Origin of the sequence: Brevundimonas sp. (genome assembly GCF_031082345.1) — a bacterium.
Classification (GTDB): Bacteria; Pseudomonadota; Alphaproteobacteria; order Caulobacterales; family Caulobacteraceae; genus Brevundimonas.
In genome coordinates this window covers 20298-27247 of record NZ_JAVHLH010000008.1, presented here as the reverse complement: position 1 = coordinate 27247, position 6950 = coordinate 20298, and the positions used below count along the sequence as shown (strand labels likewise).

At 70.3% G+C, this 6950-nt stretch carries 7 protein-coding genes; 5 read left to right on the top strand and 2 right to left on the bottom strand.

Going from position 1 to position 6950, the window contains the following annotated elements; genetic code table 11:
* The 5 genes from RDU12_RS01260 to RDU12_RS01240 form a co-directional block, all read left to right on the top strand.
* On the top strand, positions 1–903 hold a 903-nt coding region (locus tag RDU12_RS01260; RefSeq protein ID WP_308683980.1), incomplete at its 5' end, for a sigma-54 dependent transcriptional regulator.
* The gene (locus RDU12_RS01255; RefSeq protein ID WP_300289494.1) at positions 900–1763 is read left to right on the top strand and encodes a D-amino-acid transaminase; all 864 of its coding nucleotides are present in this window, start codon (positions 900–902) and stop codon (positions 1761–1763) included. The genes RDU12_RS01260 and RDU12_RS01255, both read left to right, overlap by 4 nt.
* Before the next feature lie 104 nt (positions 1764–1867).
* Entirely contained in the window at positions 1868–2113 is a 246-nt protein-coding gene (gene hfq, locus RDU12_RS01250; RefSeq protein WP_055830158.1) for an RNA chaperone Hfq, read from the top strand.
* Positions 2114–2192: 79 nt separating this feature from the next.
* A complete protein-coding gene (gene hflX / locus RDU12_RS01245; protein ID WP_300289491.1) occupies positions 2193–3515 on the top strand; it encodes a GTPase HflX in 1323 nt (440 codons plus the stop codon).
* A gap of 96 nt (positions 3516–3611) precedes the next feature.
* Positions 3612–4613 carry a sensor histidine kinase gene (locus tag RDU12_RS01240; protein ID WP_300289489.1) on the top strand — a complete coding sequence of 334 codons (1002 nt, stop codon included), beginning with the start codon at positions 3612–3614 and terminating at the stop codon, positions 4611–4613.
* 6 nt (positions 4614–4619) lie between these two features.
* Here RDU12_RS01240 and mazG read toward each other — a convergent pair whose 3' ends face one another.
* Together mazG and RDU12_RS01230 are read right to left on the bottom strand one after the other, a co-directional pair.
* The gene (gene mazG, locus RDU12_RS01235) at positions 4620–5420 is read right to left on the bottom strand and encodes a nucleoside triphosphate pyrophosphohydrolase (RefSeq protein WP_300289487.1); all 801 of its coding nucleotides are present in this window, start codon (positions 5418–5420) and stop codon (positions 4620–4622) included.
* Positions 5417–6859, bottom strand: a complete 1443-nt coding sequence (locus RDU12_RS01230) for an MFS transporter (protein WP_300289486.1) — start codon at positions 6857–6859, stop codon at positions 5417–5419. Before RDU12_RS01230 ends, mazG begins: the two co-directional genes overlap by 4 nt.
* Positions 6860–6950: the final 91 nt, after the last annotated feature.

The window sequence follows — 6950 nt, the reverse complement described above, 5'->3', positions numbered from 1 at the left end:
GGGCCGCCGGGCAGCGGCAAGGAGCTGGTGGCGCGCCAGATCCACGAGGCGAGCGCCCGGGCCCGCGGCGAGTTCGTCGCCATCGCGGCGGCCGGCATGACCCCGGAACGGCTCGATCTCGCGCTGTTCGGGGAAGAGGGTCACAACGGCCGGCCGAGCAAGATCGGCGTGTTCGAGCGGGCTCACAACGGCACCCTCTATCTGGACGATGTCGGCGACATGCCGCGCGAGAGCCAGAGCCGAATCCTGCGCGTGCTGGTAGAACAGCGCTTCCGCCGGGTCGGCGGGGAGCAGGACGTGCAGGTCGACGTGCGGGTCATCACCTCGACCTCGCGGGACCTGAAGCAGGAGATCGCCGAGGGCCGCTTCCGCGAGGACCTGTTCCACCGGCTGAACGTGGTGCCGATCCGGGTGCCGGCGCTGTCGGAACGGCGCGAGGACATCCAGGAACTGGTCGACTATTTCATCGAGACGCTGGCGAGCTCGCAGGGCCTGCCGCGCCGGCGGCTGGGGGATGACGCCATCGCCGTGCTGCAGGTGCATCCGTGGCCGGGCAATGTCCGCCAGCTGAGGAACAACGTCGAGCGGTTGCTGATTCTGGCGACCGGCGACACCGACGAGCCGATCGGCGCCGACGCCCTGCCTCAGGAAGCAACCAACGCCGGGTCTTCGGGCTCGCTGGGCGCCGAGCGCATCATCGCCCTGCCGCTGCGCGAGGCCCGCGAGGTGTTCGAGCGCGAATATCTGGCGGCGCAGATCATGCGCTTCGGCGGCAACATCTCGCGCACGGCCGCCTTCATCGGCATGGAGCGGTCGGCCCTGCATCGCAAGCTGAAGTCGCTGGGCGTGTCGCCCTCGCGCGGCCCGATCGACGATGAGGAACAGGGAGCCGCCGAGGCATGAGCCGCGTCGCCTACGTCAATGGCCAGTACGTCGCTCACGGCCAGGCCACGGTTCACGTCGAGGACCGGGGATTCCAGTTCGCGGACGGAGTCTATGAGGTCTGGTCGGTATTCGACGGGCGGATGGCCGACTTCGACGGCCACATGACCCGCCTGCACCGCAGCCTGGACGAACTGCGCATCCCCATCCCGATGACCCGCGAGGCGCTGGAGCGGGTGCTGAAGGAGACGGTGCGACGCAACCGGGTGCGCGAGGGCCTGGTCTATATCCAGGTGACGCGCGGCACGGCGCGGCGCGACCATCCGTTTCCGCCCGAGGGGACGCCGCCGAGTGTCATCGTCACGGCCCGCTCCCTGCCGCTGTCGAAGGGCAATGCCGCGGCGGCGAAGGGCGTGGCCGTCATCACCCATCCGGACCTCCGCTGGGGCCGCTGCGACATCAAGACGGTCGGCCTGCTGCCCAATGTGCTGGCCAAACAGGCGGCCAAGGAGCGCGGGGCCGCCGAGGCCTGGATGGTCGACGAGATGGGGCTGGTCACCGAGGGCTCCTCGACCAACGCCTGGATCGTCGACGAGAACGGCAAGCTGCGCACCCGCGACACCCAGTCCAACATCCTGCACGGCATCACCCGCGCCGCGGTGATGCGGATGGCCGCCGAAGAAGGGCTGGAGGTCGAGGAGCGGGCCTTCTCGGTCGACGAGGCGAAGCGGGCGAGGGAGGCCTTCTATACCTCGGCCAGCGGCTTCGTGATGCCGGCGGTGTCGATCGACGGGGCGAAGATCGGCGACGGCAAGCCCGGGCCGGTGGCGACGCGATTGCGGGCTCTGTATCTCGATCAGGCGCGCCGCGACGCCATCTAGGCGTTGCGACGACCGCAGGGGCGGGTAAGGTGAGCGGCCGGCGTCGATCGGTCCCGTCCGCTCCCCCCGGCCGGCGAAACAATCAAGAACAGGCTGAACCTGCCATGTCGCAAGACAAGTCCAAGAACCTTCAGGACACCTTCCTCAACAGCGTCCGCAAGACCAAGACGCCGCTGACCATCTTCCTCGTCAACGGGGTCAAGCTGCAGGGCATCGTGACCTGGTTCGACAACTTCTGTGTGCTGCTGCGCCGCGACGGCCAGTCGCAGCTGGTCTACAAGCACGCCATCTCGACCATCATGCCGTCGGCGCCGGTGCAGCTGTACGAGCCCGAGGCCGACGAGGACTGAGCCTCGAGGGGATGGCCTCGCGGCGCTGACGTACCTATCTATCGGCCCCCGCCTGCCCACCAGAGAGCTGCACGCCCCCTTGGCCACCCCGCTGATCGACCACGCCGTCCCGCTGATCCGGGCCATCGTCATCCACCCCGAACGCTCGGGCTTCGGCGCGAGCGAGAGTTCGCGGCTGTCGACCGAGCGTCTGGAGGAGGCCGCCGGCCTCGCCCGGGCGCTGGACCTCGACGTCCGCGCCGAGGAGATCGTGCGCGTCCGCAAGCCCGCGCCCGCGACCCTGTTCGGCTCGGGCAAGGTCGAGGAGCTGGCGTCCCTGGTTCGGGCCGCCGAGGCCGAGGCCGTGGTCGTCGACGACCAGCTGACGCCGGTCCAGCAGCGCAATCTGGAGAAGGCCTGGGACTGCAAGGTCATCGACCGCACCGGCCTGATCCTAGAGATCTTCGGCCGCCGGGCGCGGACCAAGGAAGGCCGGCTCCAGGTCGAGCTGGCCCGGCTGGACTATGAGCGGTCGCGGCTGGTCCGCACCTGGACCCACCTCGAGCGCCAGCGCGGCGGCACCGGCTCGACCGGCGGCCCCGGCGAGACCCAGATCGAGCTCGACCGCCGCCTGATCGCCGACCGCATCGTCAAGCTGAAGGCCGAGCTGGAGGAGGTGCGCCGCACGCGCGGCCTGCACCGCAAGCAGCGCCAGAAGGTCCCGTTCCCGACCGTGGCCCTGGTCGGCTACACCAACGCCGGCAAGTCGACCCTGTTCAACCGGCTGACCGGTTCGGACGTGGTGGCCAAGGACCTGCTGTTCGCCACCCTCGACACCACCCAGCGCACCATCCGCCTGCCGCAGGGCCGGCCGGCCATCGTGGCCGACACCGTCGGCTTCATCTCGGATCTGCCGCACGAACTGGTCGAGAGCTTCCGCGCCACGTTGGAGGAGGTCGGCGAGGCCGATCTGATCCTGCATGTGCGCGACATCGCCTCACCTGACAGCGACGCCCAGCGCAAGGATGTCGAGGCGGTGCTGAAACAGATCGAGACGCCCGAGGGCAAGACGCGCCGGGTGCTGGAGGTCTGGAACAAGATCGACCTGCTGGACGCCGATACCCGCGAAGCCGTGCTGGGCCAGGCCGAACGGCTGCGGGGCCAGGGCAAGGCCGTAGCGGTATCGGCCTGGACCGGGGAGGGGATCGAACCCCTGCGCGAGACCATCGCGGGCCTGATCGACGACGACCCGGAGACCGAGCTGGTGCTGGACCCGTCTCAGGGCGAGGCCCTGGCCTGGCTGTACGAGAACGGCCGGGTCACCGGGCGCGAGACGGACGCCGAGGGCCGGACGCATGTCGTCGTGCGCCTGCATCCGGCGGCGCTGGGGCGGTTCGAGCGGCAGTTTTCCGGGGCCGCCTAGGCGGCAGGCGCGCGCGCCGGGGCGGTCCGTGCTAGGATCGGGTGTTCACGCATGGTCGCGCAAGGTCGCGCGACGCGGTTGAGCGTGGGCCAGTGAATGTCGAAGACGAAGAAGAGCGCGCCGACCTGGGACGCCGCCAATCTGCAACGAGGGCTTGAGGCCGCCGGGGTCGCGCTATGGTCCTGGAACGTCGACGACGACACCTTCGCCATGGACGACGCGGCGTTCGGACTCTGGGGCATGCCGATTCGCCCCCACGTCACCTTCGAAGACCTCTCGTCCCACATTCACCCGGCCGACCGGGACCGGGTGCGGGCCGCCTTCGCCGCCACCCGCGCGGTCATCGGGCCCTATGAGATCGATTTCCGCATCCTGGTCGACGACGATGTCCGCTGGGTCTCCGCCCGCGGCCAGGGCGACGACCTCGGCATGGTCAGCCGCAAGATGTTCGGCATCTTCATCGACGTGACCGGCCGCAAACAGGCCGAGGAAGGCCACGAACTGCTCGCCGGCGAGATGAGCCACAGGGTCAAGAACCTGCTGGCCATCGCCTCGGGGCTGACCGCCATCACCTCCCGCTCGGTGGATACGACCGGCGACATGGCCCGGGAACTGACCCAGCGCCTGACGGCCCTGGGGCGCGCCCACGACCTGGTTCGTCCGCTTCCGGGCGAAGAAGGCAAGGCGGCCCTGCTGGGCGACCTCCTGTCCGTCCTGCTCGCGCCCTATGACGACCTCGGCGCCTTCAGCGGCCGCATCCGGGTGTCGGTGCCGCGCATGGGCGTGGGCGAGCAGGCGGCCAACGCCCTGGCCCTGATCGTCCACGAACTGGCGACCAATTCGCTGAAGTACGGCGCCCTTTCGGCGGAGACAGGAACCCTGGACGTGTCCTGTTCGGCGCACGACAAGGAGATCGTGATCGCCTGGACGGAGCAGGGCGGGCCGCCGGTGAAACCGCCCGAGGGACCGGGCGGCTATGGCAGCCAGATGGTGGAGCGCGCCATGGCCCGCCAGCTGGACGGCGACATCGAGAAGGACTGGGCCCCGCAGGGGCTGGTGGTCCGCTTGCGGATGAACAAGGACCGGGTGGCGCAGTAGGGGGCTTCAGCCCCGCTCCGCCGCCTTCGCCGCGTTCCACAGCCCGTCCATCTCGGCGAGATCCGACTGCTCTGGCGTCCGCCCGGCCTTCGCCAGTTCCGCCTCGATGAAGGCGAAGCGGCGGACGAATTTGGCGTTGGTTCCGCGCAGGGCGTCCTCGGGCTCGACCCCCAGCTTGCGGGCGAGATTGGCCATGACGAACAGCAGATCGCCCAGTTCGCCGCGGGCCTTGTCGAGGTCGCCGGCGACGATCTCGGCCTTCAGCTCGGCGACCTCCTCATCCAGCTTGTCCAGCACCTCGGCCGTCGAGGGCCAGTCGAAGCCGACGCGGGCGGCGCGTTTGGTCAGCTTGGCGGCGCGGGCGAGGGCCGGCAGTCCGACGGGGACGTCGTCGAGCACGCCGTGCTGGGCCTTGGCGACGCGTTCGGCGGCCTTGATGTCCTCCCAGCGGGCCTTCTGGGCGGCGCCGTCGGGCTTGGCGGCCTCGTCGCCGAAGACGTGGGGGTGGCGGCGCTCCAGCTTGTCGGCGATGGCGTTCGCCACGTCGTCGAAGCCGAACAGTCCCTGTTCCTCGGCCATGCGGGCGTGGAAGACGACCTGGAACAGCAGGTCGCCCAGTTCGGACTTCAGCTCGTCCCAGTCGCCGCGCTCGATGGCGTCGGCGACCTCGTAGGCCTCCTCGAGCGTATAGGGGGCGATGGTCTGGAAGGTCTGTTCGACGTCCCAGGGGCAGCCGCCGACCGGGTCGCGCAGCCGGACCATGATGGCGTTGAGGCGGTCGACGGGGCGGGCGCGGGCGTCGGTCATGCCCCGGCCTTCCGGCCCGCCGGCCCGCGCGCTTCAAGGGCGGCGCGGATTTCCGCGTGGCGCGTCTGGTCCAGCGGATAGCGGTGCAGGGCGAGGGCCGCGAGCAGCAGACACAGGGCCGGCAGGCCGGCGAACATGATCTGCAGCCACATCAGGGCCGGACCGGAATTCCCGCCGCCCAGCCCCGGATCGAAGCCGGCCATCTGCAGGCCGGCGAAGGTCAGGACCGAGACGGCGTAGCCGAGCTTGGAGGTGGCGGTCAGGATCGAGAACAGGAGGCCGGTGCGGTCGGCGCCGTCGTCGAGCCGCACCTGATCGCTGACGTCGGCCATCATGGCCCGCAGCAGCAGGTCGCCCGAGGCGAAGGCGAGGCCCACCAGGGCGACCATGAGCCCGGCCATCAGCAGGTCGGCGTAGGGGGCGGGGGCGCCGGTCACGGCCTCGAGCGCGCCTCGGACCGGTTCGACCAGAACCGGCGCCAGGAAGGCGGCGAGCATCAGGGTCACGGCGAAATAGACGCAGGCCCAGATCAGCGCCCGGTGCTTGCCCAGCCGCACCGCCAGCCAGCTCCACGCCGGGGCGCCGAACAGGCCGAAGACGAAATAGACCAGCAGCAGGATCGAGGTCTCGGCGCGCTCGAAGCCGCGCGCGGCCTCGAAGAAGTAGAAGAACAGGGCCCCGACGACGCCGCGCGCGACGCCCAGCGCCAGGTCCGCGCCCAGCAGGCGCTGGATCACCGGCCGTTTGAACAGGGCCAGATAGGCGAACCGGCTTTCGGCCGAGGCGGGCGGCCCGGGCGGCGGCTCCGGCGTGAAGGCGAAGGTGATGGCCAGGGAGACGGGCAGGGCGATGATGATGAACCAGCCCTGCCACTGCACCGCGCGGGCGTAGTCGCCCCAGCCCATGTTCTGCACCAGCACCGGCACCATCAGCACCGCCAGCACGCCGATGATGTTGGCGGTCTGCCACCAGCCGTAGATGCGCGAACGCTGATCGTAGTCGGAGGACAGGGCCGAGGCCCAGCTGACCTGCGACAGCAGGCTGACCGAGAAGCCCAGCGACAGAACCACCAGCCACAGGGTCAGGTGGGCCGCGCCGGCGCCCGGCCGGGCCATGAACAGCATGCCGACCGCCAGCATCAGCACCGGCGCCGCCAGACCCATCCACAGCCGGTAGCGGCCGAAGCGGCTGTTGGTGCGGTCGATGACCATGCCGAGGGCCGGATCGATGACGATGTCGGCCATGCGGATGATCAGGAACACCAGCCCGACCACGGCGAGGTCGACGCCGACGTGGCTGGCGTAGAATTCCGGCAGGGTGACGTAGACCGGCAGGCCGAGCGCGGCATAGGGCAGGCAGGCGGCCGAGAAGGCGGCGAGCACGCCGTTGCTGCGGCGCGGGGCGGCCCCTGCGGTCGAGGTTTGGGCGGCGTCGGTCATGCGGGCGTCCGGCGGTCCGGCCCTGAGTCGGCCGTACCTTCACCATGCCGACTTTGAGCGCGACGCGCGAGCTGTCGCGCCGTCCGGTCCT